Source organism: Halioglobus japonicus, assembly GCF_001983995.1.
Classification (GTDB): domain Bacteria; phylum Pseudomonadota; class Gammaproteobacteria; order Pseudomonadales; family Halieaceae; genus Halioglobus; species Halioglobus japonicus.
This window is the reverse complement of the sequence record NZ_CP019450.1, coordinates 144,433-162,816: the sequence shown is the minus strand read 5'-3', so window position 1 is coordinate 162,816 and position 18,384 is coordinate 144,433. Positions and strand designations below refer to the sequence as shown.

The 18,384-nt window shown below is 61.7% G+C and carries 24 protein-coding genes; 11 read left to right on the top strand and 13 right to left on the bottom strand.

Annotated elements, in window-relative coordinates:
- Window positions 1-2 precede the first annotated feature (2 nt).
- The 5 genes from BST95_RS00785 to BST95_RS00765 form a co-directional block, all read right to left on the bottom strand.
- Window positions 3-1,325, bottom strand: coding sequence for a hypothetical protein (locus tag BST95_RS00785; RefSeq protein WP_084197760.1), 1,323 nt, complete (start codon window positions 1,323-1,325; stop codon window positions 3-5).
- A 1-nt stretch (window position 1,326) separates the two neighbouring features.
- On the bottom strand, window positions 1,327-2,121 hold the full coding sequence (locus tag BST95_RS00780) for a MotA/TolQ/ExbB proton channel family protein (protein ID WP_084197759.1): 795 nt from the start codon (window positions 2,119-2,121) through the stop codon (window positions 1,327-1,329).
- Between the two features lie 259 nt (window positions 2,122-2,380).
- Window positions 2,381-3,922, bottom strand: a complete 1,542-nt coding sequence (locus BST95_RS00770; protein WP_240500242.1) for an SUMF1/EgtB/PvdO family nonheme iron enzyme — start codon at window positions 3,920-3,922, stop codon at window positions 2,381-2,383.
- Between the two features lie 14 nt (window positions 3,923-3,936).
- A complete protein-coding gene (locus BST95_RS20225; protein ID WP_240500241.1) occupies window positions 3,937-4,455 on the bottom strand; it encodes a PEGA domain-containing protein in 519 nt (172 codons plus the stop codon).
- Complete coding sequence (locus tag BST95_RS00765; protein ID WP_084197757.1) at window positions 4,452-5,654, bottom strand: coiled-coil domain-containing protein; 1,203 nt, start codon at window positions 5,652-5,654, stop codon at window positions 4,452-4,454. The genes BST95_RS20225 and BST95_RS00765 overlap by 4 nt, the downstream gene beginning before the upstream one ends.
- Window positions 5,655-5,774: 120 nt before the next feature.
- Here BST95_RS00765 and BST95_RS00760 point away from each other — a divergent pair, with 120 nt between their 5' ends.
- Window positions 5,775-5,975 (top strand): hypothetical protein, encoded by a 201-nt coding sequence (locus BST95_RS00760; protein ID WP_084197756.1) that lies wholly within the window; start codon window positions 5,775-5,777, stop codon window positions 5,973-5,975.
- Between the two features lie 13 nt (window positions 5,976-5,988).
- Here BST95_RS00760 and BST95_RS00755 read toward each other — a convergent pair whose 3' ends face one another.
- The gene (locus tag BST95_RS00755; RefSeq protein ID WP_229801903.1) at window positions 5,989-7,215 is read right to left on the bottom strand and encodes a hypothetical protein; all 1,227 of its coding nucleotides are present in this window, start codon (window positions 7,213-7,215) and stop codon (window positions 5,989-5,991) included.
- Window positions 7,212-7,877, bottom strand: a complete 666-nt coding sequence (locus tag BST95_RS19500; protein WP_146004266.1) for a hypothetical protein — start codon at window positions 7,875-7,877, stop codon at window positions 7,212-7,214. The genes BST95_RS00755 and BST95_RS19500 overlap by 4 nt, the downstream gene beginning before the upstream one ends.
- Here BST95_RS19500 and BST95_RS19495 point away from each other — a divergent pair.
- Window positions 7,858-8,535, top strand: coding sequence for a hypothetical protein (locus BST95_RS19495; RefSeq protein ID WP_146004265.1), 678 nt, complete (start codon window positions 7,858-7,860; stop codon window positions 8,533-8,535). The two genes, BST95_RS19500 and BST95_RS19495, sit on opposite strands and share 20 nt — an antisense overlap.
- Here BST95_RS19495 and BST95_RS00745 read toward each other — a convergent pair.
- Window positions 8,437-9,684 carry a hypothetical protein gene (locus tag BST95_RS00745; RefSeq protein WP_084197754.1) on the bottom strand — a complete coding sequence of 416 codons (1,248 nt, stop codon included), beginning with the start codon at window positions 9,682-9,684 and terminating at the stop codon, window positions 8,437-8,439. The genes BST95_RS19495 and BST95_RS00745 overlap by 99 nt on opposite strands.
- Window positions 9,685-9,787: 103 nt before the next feature.
- Here BST95_RS00745 and BST95_RS00740 point away from each other — a divergent pair, with 103 nt between their 5' ends.
- Together BST95_RS00740 and BST95_RS00735 are read left to right on the top strand one after the other, a co-directional pair.
- Window positions 9,788-10,087, top strand: coding sequence for a hypothetical protein (locus tag BST95_RS00740; protein WP_146004264.1), 300 nt, complete (start codon window positions 9,788-9,790; stop codon window positions 10,085-10,087).
- A 33-nt stretch (window positions 10,088-10,120) separates the two neighbouring features.
- Window positions 10,121-10,684 (top strand): DUF4136 domain-containing protein, encoded by a 564-nt coding sequence (locus BST95_RS00735; RefSeq protein ID WP_084197752.1) that lies wholly within the window; start codon window positions 10,121-10,123, stop codon window positions 10,682-10,684.
- Here the strand turns inward: BST95_RS00735 and BST95_RS00730 are convergent.
- Window positions 10,656-11,288 carry a GNAT family N-acetyltransferase gene (locus BST95_RS00730; protein ID WP_084197751.1) on the bottom strand — a complete coding sequence of 211 codons (633 nt, stop codon included), beginning with the start codon at window positions 11,286-11,288 and terminating at the stop codon, window positions 10,656-10,658. The two genes, BST95_RS00735 and BST95_RS00730, sit on opposite strands and share 29 nt — an antisense overlap.
- 94 nt (window positions 11,289-11,382) lie before the next feature.
- Between BST95_RS00730 and BST95_RS21080 the strand changes: the two genes are divergently transcribed.
- From BST95_RS21080 to BST95_RS00720, 3 genes are read left to right on the top strand one after another with little or no spacing between them, the layout of a single operon-like run.
- Window positions 11,383-11,640, top strand: coding sequence for a pyridoxamine 5'-phosphate oxidase family protein (locus BST95_RS21080; RefSeq protein ID WP_338073398.1), 258 nt, complete (start codon window positions 11,383-11,385; stop codon window positions 11,638-11,640).
- Window positions 11,553-12,017: a pyridoxamine 5'-phosphate oxidase gene (pdxH, locus tag BST95_RS00725; RefSeq protein ID WP_338073429.1), complete on the top strand. Its 465-nt coding sequence runs from the start codon at window positions 11,553-11,555 to the stop codon at window positions 12,015-12,017. The genes BST95_RS21080 and pdxH overlap by 88 nt, the downstream gene beginning before the upstream one ends.
- 11 nt (window positions 12,018-12,028) lie before the next feature.
- Window positions 12,029-12,493 carry a lipocalin-like domain-containing protein gene (locus tag BST95_RS00720; RefSeq protein ID WP_084197750.1) on the top strand — a complete coding sequence of 155 codons (465 nt, stop codon included), beginning with the start codon at window positions 12,029-12,031 and terminating at the stop codon, window positions 12,491-12,493.
- Between the two features lie 35 nt (window positions 12,494-12,528).
- On the opposite strand, the gene BST95_RS00715 is transcribed toward BST95_RS00720, so the two are convergent.
- Window positions 12,529-13,824 carry a CinA family nicotinamide mononucleotide deamidase-related protein gene (locus tag BST95_RS00715; protein ID WP_084197749.1) on the bottom strand — a complete coding sequence of 432 codons (1,296 nt, stop codon included), beginning with the start codon at window positions 13,822-13,824 and terminating at the stop codon, window positions 12,529-12,531.
- A 108-nt stretch (window positions 13,825-13,932) separates the two neighbouring features.
- Between BST95_RS00715 and BST95_RS00710 the strand changes: the two genes are divergently transcribed.
- The gene (locus BST95_RS00710; RefSeq protein WP_084197748.1) at window positions 13,933-14,517 is read left to right on the top strand and encodes an NUDIX domain-containing protein; all 585 of its coding nucleotides are present in this window, start codon (window positions 13,933-13,935) and stop codon (window positions 14,515-14,517) included.
- A 270-nt stretch (window positions 14,518-14,787) separates the two neighbouring features.
- Here the strand turns inward: BST95_RS00710 and BST95_RS00705 are convergent, their stop codons facing one another.
- Both BST95_RS00705 and BST95_RS00700 read right to left on the bottom strand, forming a co-directional pair.
- Window positions 14,788-15,108 (bottom strand): hypothetical protein, encoded by a 321-nt coding sequence (locus BST95_RS00705; protein ID WP_084197747.1) that lies wholly within the window; start codon window positions 15,106-15,108, stop codon window positions 14,788-14,790.
- Window positions 15,108-15,698 carry a DUF924 family protein gene (locus BST95_RS00700; protein ID WP_084197746.1) on the bottom strand — a complete coding sequence of 197 codons (591 nt, stop codon included), beginning with the start codon at window positions 15,696-15,698 and terminating at the stop codon, window positions 15,108-15,110. The genes BST95_RS00705 and BST95_RS00700 overlap by 1 nt, the downstream gene beginning before the upstream one ends.
- Window positions 15,699-15,779: 81 nt before the next feature.
- On the opposite strand from BST95_RS00700, the gene BST95_RS00695 reads away from it, so the two are divergent.
- The 3 genes from BST95_RS00695 to BST95_RS00685 all read left to right on the top strand — a co-directional run bounded on the left by BST95_RS00695 (window position 15,780) and on the right by BST95_RS00685 (window position 18,113).
- Window positions 15,780-16,460 (top strand): FKBP-type peptidyl-prolyl cis-trans isomerase N-terminal domain-containing protein, encoded by a 681-nt coding sequence (locus BST95_RS00695; RefSeq protein WP_420866355.1) that lies wholly within the window; start codon window positions 15,780-15,782, stop codon window positions 16,458-16,460.
- A gap of 88 nt (window positions 16,461-16,548) precedes the next feature.
- The gene (locus tag BST95_RS00690; protein ID WP_066052784.1) at window positions 16,549-17,349 is read left to right on the top strand and encodes a ParA family protein; all 801 of its coding nucleotides are present in this window, start codon (window positions 16,549-16,551) and stop codon (window positions 17,347-17,349) included.
- A 134-nt stretch (window positions 17,350-17,483) separates the two neighbouring features.
- Complete coding sequence (locus tag BST95_RS00685; RefSeq protein ID WP_229801902.1) at window positions 17,484-18,113, top strand: phosphoadenosine phosphosulfate reductase domain-containing protein; 630 nt, start codon at window positions 17,484-17,486, stop codon at window positions 18,111-18,113.
- A gap of 17 nt (window positions 18,114-18,130) precedes the next feature.
- On the opposite strand, the gene BST95_RS20800 is transcribed toward BST95_RS00685, so the two are convergent.
- Window positions 18,131-18,262, bottom strand: coding sequence for a hypothetical protein (locus BST95_RS20800; protein WP_268245017.1), 132 nt, complete (start codon window positions 18,260-18,262; stop codon window positions 18,131-18,133).
- Between the last annotated feature and the right edge of the window lie 122 nt (window positions 18,263-18,384).

Genomic DNA, 18,384 nt, shown 5'->3' with positions numbered 1-18,384 from the left:
GTTTACGCTCCGGCGGACCGTACTTCAATGAGCAACAGCCGCTGCCCGTCGGCCGTGTGCAGCTCGTCGCCAATCACCAGACCCCGGCCGGTGCGCCAGGTGTCACCGTTGACTTTGACCGGTGCGGGAGAGCGGACCAGCCACTGGCCGCCGCGTACATACAGCGTCGCCTCAGGACCGATGGGGGTGCCGGCCGGGTCCAGGGGGGTAGCCGTGCTGCCGATGAGTAAATGGCTGGGACCGTCTGCGGGCGCGGATTCCGGTTCGCCGCGCATCTCTTCCACGGCCGGTTGGGTATCGGCCGAGGGGGTGGTCGGGGCTGGCTCCGGCGTGCTCGCTGGCGCGGGACGGTTGGTTGCCAAGCGGGGCAGGCGGTCCACGAAACTGAGGCCTGCGCTGCCCGCACGCAATACGTCGCCGTGGCTGAGCGCGGCCTGCCAGCAGCTGTCGCCGTCGGTTGTGCTCAGGCCAGGCAGATGCTCGGCTGCAGCCGGTAAAAGCGCCAGCAGGGGCTCCACCAGGACGGTGGCGCCAGCGCCCTGGTTTCCCAGCGCAGCGCTGGCGGTCGCAAACAGTTTTTCACCACAGGCATTGAGGTCGTCGCGGCCAATGCGCGCCTGGTAACCCTGGATTTCAAGGTTACTTTCAGCCGTGCCGGCCAGGGTGCGCAGCAGTTCGGGGATAGCATTGTAGAGTTGTTGCTCACTGGCTGCCTTGCGGCGCGGGTCGAAACGGGTCTGGCGAATAAATTGGGCGGCCACAACCTCGACAATCCGTTCCTGCAGCTGCAGCAGTCCGCACCCCGGCAGGGCCTGGCTGCGGCCGACCTGCACGTGTCCGCCATCGTCCTGCATGGTGCACAGCACCGCCTGGTGCAGTTGGATTTCCAGGTGGTAGCTCGCTTCCAGTGGGGCATGGGCGCTGGCCAGCAGGGTGCTGCGGTTAACCAGTCCTACCACCTCGAAGGGGCACTGCTGGGCGATGCCCAGCAGCAGGGATAATTGCTCCCGGCCCATGGTGGCGGGGGCTGCAATCACCAGCTCGCCTGGAGCGCCAGCCTGTTGGTGCAGGGCCAGTAAATGGCCGTGTACCAGGTCAGCGGTGTGGCGCGCCGGCCCCAGCGGCGGCTGCAAAGGTTCGGTGTTCAGTTGCCACCAGTAGCGCGTATTCACTTTGCGCGGCTCCAGCCTGGCCGCTGCCCGGGCGTCGGCACCGTAGCGATAGTCTTTGCCCTGCAGCAGGGCGTAGCCCGGGCTGGGCTGCGGGGAATTGCCGTGCCACAGACGCAGGTTGCAGTCGTTTATGTCCAGCAGTGCCAGTGACATATCAGTTCACCAGGTGGCGCAGCAGGCGTTTGTCGGAGTAGCGCTGGCAATCCAGTACCAGGCGCTCCTGGGAGAGCTGCAGCTGGTGCAGGCAGAACATGATGATGATCGACAGCACCAGCGCCACGAAGGTGCTGTTAAAGGCAACGCCCAGGCTCACGGTCACGCCGGAGATATCGCCTTCAACGGCCTTGTAGGCCTGGCCGAGGGCGTCGCCAATACCGCGCACGGTGCCGATAAAGCCGATCGACGGAATGGCCCAGGCGATGTACCGGACCATGGATAGCTCTGAGTCGAGGCGGTCGGCCTCAATCTCGCAGCTCTCTTTAACGGTATCGGATACCGCCTGAATATTGCCGGTAGTGGCAAAGCGCTGCAGCGCGGCGAGCAACGTGCGCGGCAACAGGTAATCCTGTTCCTGTTCAGGCAGGGCCTCCAGGGAGCGGCTGTACTCCCGGGCGTCTTCCGGCAGGACGCTGGTCCCTTCGGGAATGTCCAGTAGGCGCTGGTCGAGCAGCGATTGCTCAGCCATGGTGCGGCGGCCCTTGTAGCCCATGATGGCCAGGGCCCAGATCAGCAGGATAAAACAGGCCTCCTGCTCGAAGTCGCGAATCACTACCGCCAGGGTGCGCTGGGGCACGTAATCCTCGCCGCTGGCCTGTAAGGCCTGCTGTTGCTCTATTTGGGCCTGCGCCGCCGGGCGGATGGCGCCGACGTAAGCGGCGTGCACCACGATCACCGCGATCAGCAGCGCGAACAGCTGGTAGATAAACTCGGATGACATCCGTTGCTTCATATGCAGGTCCTATATGTCCACCGGAAAGGATACGGACAAGTCTTCTGAAATCTGTTCCGAGGCCTCGTAGTCAAACGGCGACCCCGAGCCACGCTCACTATTATTCGTGTCGCTGGCTTCACTCGCTGGCGCAGACTCGGTCTCAGAAACGTCTGACGTTTCTTCTTGCTGATCAGTATCACTCTCCTGCGCAATCACTGCAGCTGTACTCAACAACACCGCCCACCCCAGTATGACAGCCCGCAGTGTAAAACGTGCGCTACTCATCCGCATAGCGCGCCACCCTGAAGCCCACATCGTCACGCCCACCGGCGCCGTAGTCGCGATAGGATAAACGCAGTTCGCCGATGCGGCTGTGCGACCAGCTGGCGCCGCGAATTACGTAGTTGTCACCGGTCTGTGCCCCCAGCGGATCGGTGCTGGTCGCGCCATCGGCGCTGGGAATGCTGTACACATCGTGGACCCATTCCGCCACATTGCCACCCAGATCGAACAGGCCGCGATGGTTGGGTTTGAAGGAACCCACCGGCGCGCTCACCACAAAGCCATCCTTATAGCCATTGAGGATCCGCCCCGTGACATAGGCTGAGGTGTTGTCCGCGTAGTTCTCGGCGGTGGCAGGCGGCGGAAAGACATCGCCCCAGGGGAACTTCAGCAGTGTGCCTTTGTAGGTGCGTGCCGCCCAGGACCACTCCGCTTCGGTGGGCAGGCGATAGCCGGTCGAGGAGGGGTTAAAGCCGGTGATAATGCCCTGGTTCTCGCGGTAGAAGGGCGGCAGGCCTTCACGTTTACTCAACCAGTTACAGAACGAGGCAGCCTGTTGCCAGCTCAGGGCCACGGCGGGTTGATCGTTGCGGTTGAGGCTGTTGCCCTCGATCTGGCCGGATTTGTGATCGGCCTGGTATTCGCGGAACTGGGCGTTGGTGACCTCGGTGGTTTGCAAATAGAACATGCGCTGCAGTGATACCGGGTGCAATACCTCATTGGCTCGCCGGCCCGCGTCGCGCCGCGATGCCCCCATGGTGAAGTCACCCATGGCCGATGCCTGCGGATCGAATAACAGCAAGGTCTGGCTCACGGAGTTTTCCAGTTCGGGTTTGTTGCGCGCCAGTCTCGCCTGTTGCTCGGTTTGCAGGGTGATCGCCACTTTCTGCAGCAGCCCGGGGCGGGGTGTGACCTGTTGGCTTTGTGCGGCATAGCCCGGCAGCGAGACTTCAATGCGATGGGCCACGGCCGGCAGAGCCAACGTGCGGCTCCCCTTGCCGACGAGCCGTCCATTGACGCGCAGTTCGGCCGACGCCGGAGCGATGCTGAACTTCACATCGCCAGTCTGCGCCTTGAGCACGACGGTGCGCGATTCGGTTTGCGCGGCAGCCAGCTCAATGGTCTCAGTGCTGCGCCCATAGCCAGGCTTGGACAGGGCAATTCGATGGCTGCGGCCCGGGGCAATCGTCAGCTCCAGTGGCGTCTGACCCTGGAATTCGCCGTTCATGGTGACATTGGCGCCACTGGGCGTGCTGTTGAGGCTGAGAATGCCTGCGGCGGGTGTCAGGGTAATAGTGCCGAGATCCTTGTCTGCCCCCGCCGTGACCTCCAGCGCCTGGCGCCAGGGTGCAAAGGCGGGTTTTTGCAGGGTGATTTCCCGCTGGCCCTGAATAATCTCCACTGTGGCCGGGGTCTGCCCCTGGGCCTCGCCGTCGACCAAAATGTCAGCTCCAGGTGGTTCAGAGTTGACCTCGTATGTCGCCCAGGCCGGTGCGAGGGCAACGCTGAGCTGCTGAGCCTTATTGCGGCCGTTCACTTCAAGGTCACGGGTTACCGGCAAATAGCGGGGGCTTCGAACAGCAGTTGGTGTGGTCCGGCTTCGATCGGTAGCGCTTCGAGCGGTGTTATCCCGAGGGGCTCACCATCGAGGATGACAGTGGCGCCGGGCGGTTCGGTGGTGATCGTAACCAGCCCGGGGAGCGGGGCAAGTACCAGCGTTGTGCGCTGGCTGGTCTCGTCGCCCACGGTGATCTCGGTGGTCAGGGGGTGGTATCCGGGGGCAGTGGCCGATACCTGGTACTGGCCGGGGCGCAACAGATAGCGGTCGCCAAAGGGGACGGCCAGGCCGGAGACGCTCACCTCGGCCGGCACTTGTGCTTCAACCACCACTTCCAGTGAGCGTGAACTGAGCAGAAACGCCATGGGCAGACCGAACAGCAGCGCCGCACCACCCAGAATCCAGCGCCGGGTATTGCGCTCGGTGGGTGCAGCGGATGCGGCGGCATCGAGGGGTTCAAACGCACTCGGTGTGATGCTGGCCGGTTGAATGGGGTCGTTGCGCTCGCTCAAAGAATGGGCTCCTGACAGGCAATGAGAATGGTTCCCTCAGGGCCATCGGGGGTAATGGTGATTTTTTCCAGAACGTCGCGAAAGCCATTGCGACTGCCTCTGATGGTATACGTACCGGGGCGCAGCGTGAGCTGTTGTTGCTGAAATTTGCCCAGCCGCGCCACCTTGTAAACAATCACCTCGGTCTCGCCGTCGGAGGTCAGTGTGACATCCACTTCTGTATTGGCCAGGCGCAGTAGTTTGTCGAGCGTAGCGATTTGTTGCTCGAGCACCGGCCCCTGCGGTGTTGCGGCGCGGGCGTCTTCGAGCAGCACGGCGCTGTCCCTGGCCACGGCAATATCGGCGAGCCGCTCCGGCGCATCGATGACGGCGCTGAGTTGCTTGTCCAGCTCGGCTCGGGCGGCGGCGCGGCTCGCACCTTCGCTGGCATAGCTGACGTTGCTGTCAATGCCCAGGGCGCGCTGATAACTGGCCAGGGCCTGTTGCCAGTTTTCGTTTGCTTCGAAGCGCGCGCCGTCACGCTGCAATTGCACCAGCGATGCGCTTTGCTCCGCGCCGGCTAATTCCTGCAGGGCACTGCTGGCTTCGCTGGAGCCCGGTCGTAGCTGGGCGGCCTGCCGGAAACGGTCCCTTGCGCGCTTGAATTTGGCGCTGTCGAGCGCCGCGTAGCCCTCACTCATGGCGGCATTGAATTGCTCGGTGGTGAACGCCTCGGTGACCCGGGCCAGTTCGGCTTCTGCCCGCAAGTGGGCGGCGTCCAGGTTGTTGGCCTGGCTGAGGCTCGCCTGAGCCAGTGCGAGATCGCCGTTGGCTTCGGCCTCCGCCGCAGTAGCCAGTTGTTGCAATAGCTCGGGGTAATTGGCGGCCCGCTGTGCCAGTACCGGCAGGGCGGCGTTCTCCGGTTCAATCAGGGTTGCCAGCGCCAGTGCGGTGTCGACATCATCGGCGGTGCCGGTTTGCAGCGCCTCCTCTGTCTGGGCCAGTAGCGCATCGACGCGCTCTCCAATACCGTTGTTGATGGCTTGCAGTTGCTCCAACCCCTGCTGATAGCGAGCGGTCGCCTGCTCATACTCGCGCTGCCGGTACAGCTCGTCACCCTCCAGTGCCGTGGCGTTGGCGGCAGCGAATTCCTCTCCGGCCCATTGGGCCACACCGCGCTCCTCGAGCTCGAACTGAATATCCAGTAATTCGGCGAGCACATCCTGAGCGGCCTTGCGCAGTTTCGCATCCTGAGCATCGGACCAGGGCGAGGGCGCCGGGTCGCCGGAGGTATCCGCGGGGGCGGGCCGCTGGTGGCCGTGCCGGCGGGTGTTTCCTGAGTGGGCAGTGGCTCCGGGGCGGTGGGTGTGATTGCACTGGGTAACCAGAACACCACAATCGCGGCGAGCAGCAATAAACCTCCCAATGCAGGTAGCATCCAGCTCGGGGTGGTCGTCTTCGGCGCGCTGTCCGGCGTCGCCGTGGGGGCGACGTCAAAGGGAGTGGGCTTGAGTTGCTCGTTATTCGCAGACATTCAGTGAGACAGTCGAAAAACTAGAGTGTATCAGCTGACGCTTCGGGTTGTTCCAGGTTGCCAATCTCTGTGGCGTAAATTTCTGCCAGCAGCGAGCGCCACTGGGCGTACTGGTCGTCCACACTGCCCTGCAGTGTGATGCTACGGTCCTCCAGTTCAATCACCTGGGGGGTGATTTCCGATTCCAGTGACATGCCCACTTCTTCCAGGGCCTGCACGTGGATTTGCGCTTCGTTACGTTTTTCCAGACCGCTCTTGAGCAGGTAACCGCCACCGATAATGGCGACGTTACTGGCTGCGGCCTGCTCATAACTGTCGGAGTTGGCAGCGCCGGCAATACCGGCGGCCACTGCGACCGCGCCGGCGATCAGACGCCGACGGCTCTCGGCGCGCAGTTCCTGCATGGCGATGACTTCCTCATAGCTGAGGCGGCGCCACTCGTCGTAGGGGCCGAGCATCTCCTCGCCAAAGCTGTCGTAGTAGGCCTGCATGGTGTCGATGTACATGTGGTCGCGCTCGCGAATCGTGCGCACCCGTTCCAGCATGGGGTCGTTGTCGGCGGGCAGGCGCATGACCAGATAAACATCCTTGGGATTGCGCGCCAGGTAGCCCTCAAAGGCCTCTGGGGAAAAGTCCTGGGCAAACAGCAGCTCACTGACCAGGCGCACGTTCTGGCGGTCGATGTCGCGTAACTCTTGCAGTGCCTGTAACAGGTCGTTGGCGATGGTGTTGTACACCGCCTGGAAAGGATCATTGGTGCTGCGCGTGGTGGTGCGGTAAGCGTAACTGCTGGCGTGGGACTCGTAGCGTTTGTCGAGCCACTCATAGCCCCGTGAGTCTATCGCCTGAATTTGTAGCTCAATCCGTTCGCCGTCGGAGTGCAGAATTTTACCGTGCACCGAGAGATCGGATACGCGCTCAGGGTCTGGAACCACGCGTACCGCGCCCCAGGCACCGCTTTGTTGCATGGCTTGCGCCACCTGGTTAGGCATGAAGCGGGCTTCCGCCTTGCGCACTTCGGTGTAGACCGGTTGCTCGTCGTCGTCGGGTACTTCGTCAAGGCCCGGGTCAAACACCGCAATACCCACGTCCAGCAGCAACGCGTCGGCGACGGTTTCGGTGGGCGAATTAATCGGCGGAACCGAGGTGCTCTTCACCGTCTGGCTGACGCAGCCGGCGGCGAGCAGGCACACACTGGTCAGCAGGACGACGGTGGCGCTGCAGCGCCAGATGCATTTGTCACTCACTGTGAAATGCCCTTGTACTTGCGGTACTCGTCCCAAAGTTTTTCGCGCACTGCGGGGTCGGCTTCACGCATGGCGGCCTCGCGTAACTGGCGAGCAACCACGTCGTCGTCATCTCCCGAGGGGATGTCCTCTGGCGGTGGGAAGCGAGCGGTATTCTCTGGCATGGGTTGTCCGCCGCCAATACCACCCATGCCGCCGCCGTAGGTGCTGGATGCATCGGCCACTTCGCCACCAGGGTAGCGCGTGTCCAGGCCGCCGTAGCCGCCGCTGCCGCCGGCGCTTTGTTCGCTGGCATCAGTGGTGCTGGTTGGCGTGCTGCTGCGAGTGGCGGAGCGTTGCCGATCCTGCTCTTCCAGAATCATGGCGTCGAAGTCACCGGTACCTGCTTCCAGTTGGGCGTCGAGAATAGCCACTTGCTCAGCAGGCGTTAGCGGGCCACCGGTGCCTGCACCCGTGCCCGGAATAACACCGGTGATCACTCCTGGGATCGCGCCAGCACTGCCTGCGGTGCCGCCGCCCTGACCCTGGCCGGGATTGCTTCCGCCGCTGCCATTGCCCTGGCCTTCGCCTTGTCCTTCGCGGCCGACCTGCTGGCCCTGGCCGCCGTTGCCGGCAGCATTGCCGCTGGCGACACTGTCTTCCATGCTGGGCACGTCTTCCATACTTGGCAGCCCGGCACCGTCACCATTTTCAAAGCCCGGCTCGGCACCACTGCCGCCCGCCTGGCCGCCGTCCTCGCCGGCACTGCCCGCCTGCCCCTCGAGGCCGTTGTCACCGCCGCCAGTGCCTCTGCCCCACCATTCACCGCCATCACCCGATTCGCTGCCATCGCCGCCGCTGGCGCCGCCAGACGTGCCGTTGCTGCTCGTACTGCCACTGCCTGAACGGCTGGCACTGTTACCGGAAGAGGACGAAGCGCCGCTTGCGCCACCCGGGCTGCTACGGCCGGGAGCGCCCGCACTGCTTGCGTTGGACCCGCTGGAGCCGGAGCTCCCGGAACTGCTGCTGGAGCTTGAACTTGAGCTGGAACTGCTGCTTGAGCTGGAATTGCTACTGGAACTTGAGCTGGAACTGCTACTCGAACTGGAGCTGGAACTAGGACTGCTGGGAGGTGTAGTGGGGGTGCTGGCACTGGGGCAGCCAGCCAGCATCAAACAGGCGGCCGTCACGGCAGCACACAGGCTGGCGCGGTGCAGTGCGTTGCGGGTGTTCCCTGGTGCGTCACTGAATGTCATAGGATCGCAGCACCCTTTGTGTGTCGATAGGCTCACCCATGGCCAATTGTGGGCGGAACCGGGTTTTGCGCAATTTGCGCATTAATTTATTGGCGCGTGCGTTGTTGAGCTCGTTGCTGTCTACGCGCTCAAGGTTGCGTACCTTGCCGTCCGCCGTCACTGTGAAGGCCAGTTCTACCGCACTTTCCCCAGCCGGCACTGTCGGCGGAAGGGGGTGTACACCCTCGTAGTTGGGCAGCGCTACGGGCTCTGCAAACGCCGCTTCTATATTGGCTTGGTCAGCGCCCTGAGCAACAAGTTCCGCGGTGACCTCCTGGTAAGTTTGCCATGCGGCTTCCTTTTCACCGTTCCAGAGCATCCAGTCGCCCATCATTACCTGGGTCTTGGTCACTTGCGGGCTGTCTTCTCCATAGAGAGACAACTGCAAGTCGTAGATGGCCTGGATGACGGCGCGACCGCGCTTGTAGCTCTCTCGCTGGTAGCGGTAAAAACGGTTGCTGACGTATTGCTGTTTGATATTCAGGTCCTGGGATTGGGAGTTGCTGCCGGTCTGGGTCCCGCTAATCAGATACTGGGCCAACAACATGCCTTCCAGGGGTTCCAGCAGCGCTGCCGACTGCTGGCCCTGTACCTTGATAATGTCGTTCAGGGCCAGGCGGTACAAGTCCCACATACTCATGATGCGCAGGTACGGCACATCGCCCAGCTCCAGCTGATAGGCATTGTATTGCCACTGTGCCTGCTGAATGAAAGCCTGCGAGCGATCCAGGCTCTTGTCCATGCTGCGCATCTGCACCCGATACATGTAGTGCTGGCGCTCATCGGCCTTGGCGTAGTCTCCCATGGCCATCAGGCTGATAATTTCCTGTTGCAGTAGCGCCACCTGGGCACCGCTGTAGAGACCGTTGTTGATCCGGTTCAGATGCACGCCGCGGCGGAATACCTCGACAGCATCGGCGTGATCGCCTTGCTGTTGCAGAGTGAGTCCCAGGCTGAGAAGTTGTTCGGGGAGTTCCGAGGCGTAGGCGCCACCGGCAGATTCCAGGGCGGCAATGGCTGCACGGAAGTCCTCTCCGCTGGCGCGGCTGACGCGCAGCGCCGGCTCGCCACTAACCGGTTCGGCTGTGGCCGACACTGCTTCGGGCGACGCTGTTGCCACCAGGGGCATGCCACTGGCCAGCGGAGCCAGCAGCAGGGCGCGCAACAGGACCGCAGTGATTGGCGCTGGGTACATAAACGTTGTTTACGGCGAGTTCGCGCCGTGTGGATCTCTTATTAAACTTCAAGCAAGTATATACACTATAGACGCCTTCGGAAGGCTCGGCATGGAGGGAAACGTGGACAATTTGCTCGAGGAGTTGCAGCAGCGCTGGCAACAGCTGTTCACCGCGCTGGCGCGCGGCGAAGATGTCGCGCCATCCGCCCGGTTGCGCGCGGAGGGTATGATGGAAGCCGCTGTGCTGGTAGGCGCCGCAGATCCTGTTGCCCTGGATGCGCTGCTGGAGGCGACCAGTCAAGCGACCCGGGGGAGCAGCCTGGCCGATGAGCTCGGCGCCGACTGGCGCAGTTTTTATCCGTTCCCACAGTTGCCACTGTACATGGGCCGGGCGCCGGTGGTCCCCAGTACGAGTGATTGACTATAATGCTGCTCCAACTTTGAGGATGAACCTATGATCAAACGCAGTCTGCGAACGCTGGGCGCTCTGACCGTACTCGCCCTTGTCAGTGCCTGTAGTACCACCGCCTTCGAACCCACCATGGATTTCGATGACAACTTCGATTTCAGTGATGTGAAGAGCATTGCCCTTCAGCCCGTAGACCGGGTCGGTATGGGCGCGATCAAGATCAGCGATATGCAGGTGTCGCGCATCGACGGCGCTCTCGCGGATGAATTGACCCGCCGCGGTTTCAAGGTAGTGGATGACAACGCTGACGCGGACTTGTACCTGACCTGGCATCTTGTCACCGAGGAGCGCACCGATGTGCGTTCCTATAACAGCATGAGCTACTACAATTGCTGGCGTTGCGGCCCCAGCGTGTCCGATGTGAGTGTGCGCCAGTACACCCAGGGTACGTTTATCGTCGACATGATCGATCCCGAACGCAGCCGCTCGGTGTGGCGCTCGGTGCTCGAATCCCGGCTGCAGTCCAACCCTGATCCGGCTTCCGCTGAGTCTGCCGCGCGTCGTGCCGAAGCAGCTCAGGCTATCCTCGCGGAGTTCCCGCCGAAGTAGTTGCCGGGCGCGCCTCGCGCCACATAAACCAGACCCGGGGTCCATCCCCGGGCAGGCTTTCCTCACCAATCACTTCAAATCCGTGTCGTTCATAGAGCGGCACATTGCGCTCGTTCGAGCTTTCCAGATACGCCGGCATGCCCGCATCATCGACAATGCGCAGGCCCTGTTTGATCAGTGCTGAACCCACACCCTGGCCCTGGCAGTTTTGCCGTGCGCCGACGAAGAGCAAATGATAATGCGGTGCCTTGGGGTGGTATTTGTCGAACACGGCGGCCTGCTGGGGAATGCGGCGTATGGGCGCCAGGCCTGACTTCAGTAACAGTTTCGCCACCAGCGCGACAAGCCCCGCGCTGGGTTTCAGGTCGAATTTTTCTCCCGGCGGTAGCCACAAACCCGCACCGCGGTCGGCGTCGTCGAGGTGACAGATCCCCCTGGGCAGAAAGATGTCCTGGATAATCCGGCGGAAAAATCCGGGGTAGATATCGGGGGCGGGCATGACCCAGTTCATCACCGGGTCGGTGCTGAAGGAGTCGGCCAGGGCGTCGGCCATGCGGGCCTGTTCGCCGGCGGTGCCGTCGATAATATGCGGTGCGCTGACCATAGCGGGTGTTTTGCCTCTGCGGGATTGTGGGGCTACTATGTTGGCCCCGATTCGGGGCCTTTATTTACTGGGCGCAGCGTAGCAGGAATCTCCATTGCATTACGAGGATTACAGGCGGGAATACACCGCGGGTGGGCTGAGCCGCGACATGCTCAATGCCTGTCCGATCAAGCAGTTTGAGCAGTGGCTGGAGCAGTCGGTGCGTGCCGAACTTGAAGACCCCACGGCCATGGTGTTGTCCACCATTGATGCCGAGGGCATGCCCTGGCAGCGGATTGTGCTGCTCAAGGGGCTGTCCCGGGCGGCTTTGTCTTCTACACCAATTACGGCAGTAACAAGGCCCAGGCCATAGCTGCCAACCCTCGCGTGTCGCTGTTGTTCCCCTGGAATGAAATTGATCGGCAGGTCATCGCCACCGGCACCGCTGAAAAAATAACCGTGGCTGAATCTGCCGCGTATTTTATGAGCCGACCCCGGGGGAGCCAGATCGCAGCCTGGGCATCGCGCCAGAGCCGGCCGGTGTCGGCCCGGGCCATGCTGGAAAAGCAGGTGCAGGTGCTTAGGGATAAGTTCGGCAGTGGCGAAATACCCGTGCCCGATTTCTGGGGTGGCTACCGGATTGTCCCCGAGCGCATCGAGTTCTGGCAGGGCGGGGAGCACCGCCTCCACGACCGCTTTCTGTACAGCCGCGACGGCGACGGCTGGTCTATTGAACAATTGCAGCCCTGAGGGCAGACATCATGATTAGTAAAGACGACCTGATAGGCACCTGGGAGCTTGAGTCTTGGACGATTGGTTATTCCGACCGGGATGTCTTCAGCTATCCCTACGGCGAAGAGCCTCGAGGCCTGCTGGTATACGCCAATGATGGTTGGATGAGCGCATCCATTGCTCGCCACGAGCGCGACGGACTGCCAGAAGATGTGCCCTACCGGAAGATTTCCGACGCCCTCAAGGCGGAAGCGTTCTCCTCGTATTTTCACTATGCGGGACGTTACCGGGTGCGCGATGGCGATGTGATTCACTACGTGACCCAGAGTCTCAATCCCGACTTTCCCGGTACGGAGCAGCTGCGCCACGCCGAGCTCGATGGTCAGACCCTGGTGCTGTCGGGCAAAGACCAGGTGGGTGACGTCGTTCGCTTCCACTCTCTGGTGTGGCACCGCACGGTGCCCACCGCGGAAGCGCCCCCGCTGGAGGGGTAGCGCCCCCGCGGGAGAGATAGCCCCCTGTTTGAGCGCTAGGCCTGGGCTTTGGTGCTGCGCTGACGGAAGTATCGCGGTTCACTGTCGATGCCCAGCAGCATGCGCCGAATCATATCCAGGCCCGCGGCGGCTACCATGGTTTGAAACAGGGTGCGCTCCACCGGCCAGCACAGGCAGCGGGTGCGGATGTCATCTTCGCGTCCCCAGGCCAGCCACACCGTGCCTACCGGTTTTTCCTCGCTGCCCCCATCGGGGCCGGCGATGCCGGACACGGCAATGGCGTAGTTGGCGCCGCTGCGCGCCAGCGCGCCTTTGGCCATGTCTCTCACGACTGCTTCACTGACGGCGCCTTCTGTCGCCAGCGTTGCTTCATCCACCCCAAGCACCGATGCCTTGATGTCGTTGGCGTAAGTGACAAACCCGGCGTGAAAGCCCGCTGACGACCCGGGAATCCTGGTCAGCATCGAGGCGATCAGGCCGCCAGTGCAGGATTCGGCCGTGGTCAGGGTCTGGCCGCGATCTGCCAGCAATTCCAATACCCGCTCCGCCAGCAGGGTGTCGCCCTCGCCGATAATGTGCTCACCGAACAGGCTTTCCAGCTGCTCCCGACATCGTTGGCGGGCGGGCAGGTCAGTGCTGCGGCTCACCGTGAGCTTGATTTCCATTTGCGGTGCGCCGGCCCGAAACCCCAGCTCTACCCCGGCGGGCCAGTCCGGGATGTTGTCGGCAATGATTTGTTGGGCCGAGGATTCGCCCAGGCCGAAGGTCTGCAGGCGAAGAATGTCGTGCTCCACCGGTGTGTCCTGCGCAGCCGCGAGCTGGTCGAGGATGATGTCCATCATCGCTGCGAGTTCACTGGGCACGCCCGGCGTGCAGATGACCCGGCAACCGTTGATCTCCAGTGCAAAGCCGACGGCGCTGCCGATGGGATTGTCGACGATCTCACAGCCGGCCGGCAGCATGGCTTGTTTCAGGTTGGCGGTATTCAGCGCCAGGTTGCGGCCCGCGCACCATTGTTCGAGGTGGGCCACGGCCGTCGGGTGTTCAGCGATGGGCGCGCCGGCAACATCGGCGAGGATCTCCGCGGTCAGGTCATCCACAGTGGGGCCCAGGCCGCCGTTGACGATGACCAGATCAGCGTGCTCAGTCATATAGGCCAGTTCGGCTTTGAGCAGGGCGACGTCGTCGCCGACGGTGACTTTGCGATACACGCTCATGGCGAGCGTCGCCAGCCGCTGGGCGATCATGGCTGAATTGGAATCCACCGTATCGCCGCTCATGATCTCGTTGCCGGTGAGCAGCAACTGCACGCGGGGAGGCTGGTTTGTCATATTGAAATACCTGGCTAATCGTTTGCGGGGCAAGCATAGCGCCAATGCTTTCATCGGGGCAAAGTGCTATTTTGATGTGACGTCTATTGAATACAGCGAGATCTGGTTTTGCCCGGCAACCGATACTGCCCCAGCTGTGGTGCAAGCCTTGCCCGCAATGTGGTCGGTGGCGAGCAGCGCAACCATTGGAAGTGCACCGGTTGTGGCCAGCGCCACTATGACTACCCGATGATTGTGGTGACGGCGTTTGTCGCCTACGAGGACCGCCTGCTATGGGTGCAGCGCGGCATTGAACCCCAGCGTGGGCGCTGGGCGATTCCCGGCGGGTTCATGGAACAGCGTGAAACCCTCGCCGGTGCCGCCGCGCGCGAACTGCACGAGGAGTCTGGCGTGTTGTTGCCCGCCGATCAGCTACAGCTCTACATGACCGGCACCATCACCTTTATCAACCAGGTGTTCGTGGCGTTTCGTGCTCGGGTGGATACTGATTATTGTGCGCCGGGCCCTGAATCCGAGGCCTGCGCATTCTTCTCGCGGCGCGACTGTCCCTGGAGCGAGGTGGCCTACCCAGAGGTGAATGACTCCATCGTTCAGGCCTATGACGACCTCGACAGCGGCCGCTTCGATGTCTGGCAGGCGGAGATGACCGAGGGGCGATATGACTTCTGGTCGGTGTCGCAGTCCGGGCGCTGAGCCTAAGGTTTAGCGCCCGGCTCGCCGGCCCGCAGTGTGCTTACAGCAGCCGCCGTGGTGGCGCTAACTCCGACTACTCTGATTCGGCCCCTGGCGCTACTTTCTGGTAGAAACCCTCAAACCACGGCTGCCACTGACCGCTGTCATCCTGCTGCTCACAAAATTGCCGCACCCGGCCGTCCTACAGTGGCCTCCAGCGCCCGCGGAAGGGGTGGCGTTGCTCGGCTTCGAGATAAAAGATCGTGCCTTCCAGCACCATGCTGTCCCCGATCAGCCCACCGCTGATATCGATGATGCTGTAGCCGGCGTCCAGCCATAGCTGGTGCCATTGACCCGTTCCGGGTGGTAGTAGTTGAGGCTTTCGCCGCTGCCGCCACCGGCGCTAGACCAGGACTCGCGCAAAGCACAGTCTTTCTGCACCTTTTCAATTCGGTTATGGCCGGCCAGTTGGCCTTTGGCGTTTTTAACCTCCAAGTGCCCCACCCAGAAATCGAATTGGCGGTGGGCGGCCGAGGCCTCGCAATCCAGCGGTTTGGGCTGGGCTGCCGCGGAGCTGGCTGTAAGGGCCAGCAGGGCGAGCAAGAGGCTCATTAAAAGCCTCCGTGGGTGTTTATGTGTGCCTGCTCCTCAGGGGTGGATTCCCGGCCGAGCACAGCGTTGCGGTGTGGGAAACGGCCGAAACGGGCAATCACATCCCGGTGTGCCACCGCGAAGCGGCTGTAGCCGGCCATGGCCTCCATGCCGGTAATGGCTTCCAGCTCGGCAAAGAGCTCCACGCACTCTTCCTGTACGTCCAGATCCTCGCTGTGCTCCAACGGCAGGAACAGAAACACCTGATGGGCCGCAGGCATGCGTTGATGGTGGCCGTGGGCGATCTGGTGCTGGGCCAGGGCCAGGGCGCGTGCATCGCCGGCAAAAGCCCGGGCGTCGCCGCGAAACAAGGTGCGGGTGAATTGGTCCAGCAGCAAGATCAGCGCAATCACGCCCCGGTCGGAGCTTTCCCATTCGCTTAGCCCGCCTTCCAGTGCAGTCTCCACCAGTTCGCCAAACAGCGCGCGGCAGCGCTCGTCATCCTCGGGGGTGGATTGAAACCACAACTTGTTGCGGCTGGCATCGGCAATGCCGTATTCGTCGAGGTCGCCAAACCAGTACTGGTGGATCGCTTCGATGCTGTCAGTCATAGCGCTGCTCCTGCCAGACGCGGCGCGTCTGATGTGGTAAATTGCGCGTCCTTTTTTTGAACAGCATAGCGGAAATTTCCCATGGCATTACAACCCGAGGTGGAACTGGCCACCGATGAGCAGAAAGTAAGTTACGGTTTTGGCCTGCAGTTTGGCGACCAGCTCAAGCGCAACGCCTTTGAAGGCCTGGACGTGGACGCCGTATGTGCGGCCATCCGTCACTGGTACGTGAACGGCGAAACCGCCATGAGCGACGCCGAACTGAACCCCGCGTTCCAGCGCATCCAGGACAAGGCCAAGGCCGCCGAAGCCGAGCAGGCCAGCAAGCACCTGGCCCTGGCCGAGGAATTCCTCAAGCGCAACGCCGAGCGCGACGAAGTCAGCGTTACCGACAGCGGCCTGCAGTGGGAAGTACTGGAAACCGGCAGCGGCGCCAAGCCCAGCGCTGCGGCGACGGTTGTCACCCACTACCACGGCACCTTCCCTGATGGCCGCGTGTTCGACAGCTCCGTAGAGCGTGGCGAGCCCGCCGAATTCGGCGTCAACCAGGTCATCCCCGGCTGGACCGAAGCCCTGCAAATGATGTCCGTGGGCGACAAGTGGCGCATCGTCTGCCCCCCAAGCTCGCCTACGGCGAAGCCGGCGCCGGCGGCTCCATCCCCCCAACAGCGCCCTTGTCTTCGAAATCCACCTCATCGACATCAAATAACCCCACGGGGTCAGGTCTCGTTTTTCTCAGACAACCCTGGGGTCAGGTCTTAAATTTCTCAGAAATTAGAGACCTGACCCCGAGGTTTCGCTTACACTGGTCGCTCTTCTTTCCAGTGTGACCAGAGAGCGGTTTCCAGCCATGCGACGCGTTGTTTTTAACCAGAAAGGCGGGGTCGGCAAGACCAGCATTACCTGTAATCTCGCGGCCATCAGCGCCAACATGGGGTATCGCACGCTGGTGCTGGACCTCGACGTTCAGGGCAATACCACCCACTACCTGGTGGGCGAAATCGACGCTGAGGCTTTCCCCGCGGAAGCGCAGGGCGTTGCAGGGCTGTTCAAGCAAACCGTGGGCTCGCGGCGCATGCAGAAAAACCCGGATTCGTTCGTCTGGGAAACTCCGTACGAAAATCTATTCCTGATGCCCTCCAGTCCGGTGCTTTCCGATATGGAGAAGGAGCTGGAATCGCGCTACAAAATTTACAAGCTGCGCGACGCCTTGGACAAGCTGGTGGATGAGTACGACCGGATTTATATCGACACGCCGCCCAATTTCAACTTTTACTCGAAGTCCGCACTGATCGCGGCAGATTCTGTGCTGGTGCCTTTCGATTGCGACAGCTTTGCCCGGCAATCTCTGTACTCGCTTATGGACAACATGGCCGAGCTGCAGGAGGACCACAATCCCGAGCTGGTGGTTGAAGGCATTGTGATCAATCAGTTCAACTCCCAAGCTCGCCTGCCAGGCGAGCTGGTGGCTGAGCTTGAGGACGAGGGTTATCCGGTATTTGACACCTACCTCAACACCTCAGTGAAAATGAAAGAGTCACACCGCGAACACCGGCCGCTGATCGATCTTGCGCCCAGCCACAAGCTCACAGGCCAGTTTCTGGATTTACACGCCGAGCTTGAGAACTCCCCCTCGGTGGCTGCTGCCTGAGCAGGTCGCCTGTCTGAGAAAAATAAGATCTGACCCCATGGGGTTGGGGAATATGTATATAAATTTCGGTTATTTGTAAGCGCCGTATTGATTCTTTAAAGTTCTTTCCCTCGACTATTTTGAGCGAATTCCCCGTGTTGGATCTGGATCTGGACAGTGTAAACGCTTCCCTGCGCGACAAGAGCGCCGCGGAGATTGTGCGCTGGGCGCTGGATTTACAGGTGCCCACCATCTCCACCACCAGCATGGGCAAGAACGCGGCGGTGATGCTGCATCTGGTGAGTGAACAGGACGAGAATGTGCCGGTGGTCTGGGTAGACTCCGGGTACAACCTGCGCGACACCTACGTGGTGGCCGAGCGCCTGATTCAGCAGCTCGATCTCAACATGCATGTGTTTTCGCCGCTCATGACCTCAGAGCGCCGCAACGCCATTATGGGCGGCGTACCCACAGTGGATGAGGAAGAGCGTCATCAGGAATTCACCCGTCAGGTGAAACTCGAGCCGTTTGCCCGGGCGCTAGACACTTTCAAGCCCGAGATCTGGCTCACAGGCATCCGCCGCGAAGAAACCGAGCACAGAAAAACCCTCGACATTGTGTCGATGGACAACCGGGGCATCATCAAGGTGGCCCCGATTTTTAACTGGTCAGATGACGATGTAGAGGATTACATGGAGCGTTTTGAGCTGCCCACCTGCCGTCACTACTTCGATCCCACCAAGGTACACGACGGCCGCGAGTGCGGCTTGCACACCGCGGCGTAATCGCGCTTAGTCGGGGCTTAACCCACAAACATTCTTACGCCGACGATCAGCACGATGGTGGCAATCGTAAAGCCAATCATGATGATGCCTAGCGTGCGCAGGGCCTGGCGATCCGCCTGAGTGTCATCTTCGAGTAGGTGTTGGGTCATGCTCTCACTCCTGTTGGTTTTGTTGTCTAAGAGTTGACTAACTATAGAGATAGCAGCGCTTGGCGCCGCTGTCGAGAAAACTATGCCCTGGAGTCGGCTGCGCTATACTGACGGAGGAGGTT

What these genes read in the sequence shown, in the direction of transcription:
- BST95_RS20800 (WP_268245017.1), bottom strand. Translation starts at nt 18,262, where the DNA reads ATGACCCAACACCTACTCGAAGATGACACTCAGGCGGATCGCCAGGCC.
- BST95_RS19495 (WP_146004265.1), top strand. Translation starts at nt 7,858, where the DNA reads ATGCTGGGCACGTCTTCCATACTTGGCAGCCCGGCACCGTCACCATTT.
- BST95_RS00720 (WP_084197750.1), top strand. Translation starts at nt 12,029, where the DNA reads ATGATTAGTAAAGACGACCTGATAGGCACCTGGGAGCTTGAGTCTTGG.
- BST95_RS00705 (WP_084197747.1), bottom strand. Translation starts at nt 15,108, where the DNA reads ATGAGCCTCTTGCTCGCCCTGCTGGCCCTTACAGCCAGCTCCGCGGCA.
- BST95_RS00745 (WP_084197754.1), bottom strand. Translation starts at nt 9,684, where the DNA reads ATGTACCCAGCGCCAATCACTGCGGTCCTGTTGCGCGCCCTGCTGCTG.
- BST95_RS00695 (WP_420866355.1), top strand. Translation starts at nt 15,780, where the DNA reads ATGGCATTACAACCCGAGGTGGAACTGGCCACCGATGAGCAGAAAGTA.
- BST95_RS00780 (WP_084197759.1), bottom strand. Translation starts at nt 2,121, where the DNA reads ATGAAGCAACGGATGTCATCCGAGTTTATCTACCAGCTGTTCGCGCTG.
- BST95_RS00715 (WP_084197749.1), bottom strand. Translation starts at nt 13,824, where the DNA reads ATGACAAACCAGCCTCCCCGCGTGCAGTTGCTGCTCACCGGCAACGAG.
- BST95_RS19500 (WP_146004266.1), bottom strand. Translation starts at nt 7,877, where the DNA reads ATGGAAGACGTGCCCAGCATGGAAGACAGTGTCGCCAGCGGCAATGCT.
- BST95_RS00735 (WP_084197752.1), top strand. Translation starts at nt 10,121, where the DNA reads ATGATCAAACGCAGTCTGCGAACGCTGGGCGCTCTGACCGTACTCGCC.
- BST95_RS00700 (WP_084197746.1), bottom strand. Translation starts at nt 15,698, where the DNA reads ATGACTGACAGCATCGAAGCGATCCACCAGTACTGGTTTGGCGACCTC.
- BST95_RS00690 (WP_066052784.1), top strand. Translation starts at nt 16,549, where the DNA reads ATGCGACGCGTTGTTTTTAACCAGAAAGGCGGGGTCGGCAAGACCAGC.
- BST95_RS00785 (WP_084197760.1), bottom strand. Translation starts at nt 1,325, where the DNA reads ATGTCACTGGCACTGCTGGACATAAACGACTGCAACCTGCGTCTGTGG.
- BST95_RS00730 (WP_084197751.1), bottom strand. Translation starts at nt 11,288, where the DNA reads ATGGTCAGCGCACCGCATATTATCGACGGCACCGCCGGCGAACAGGCC.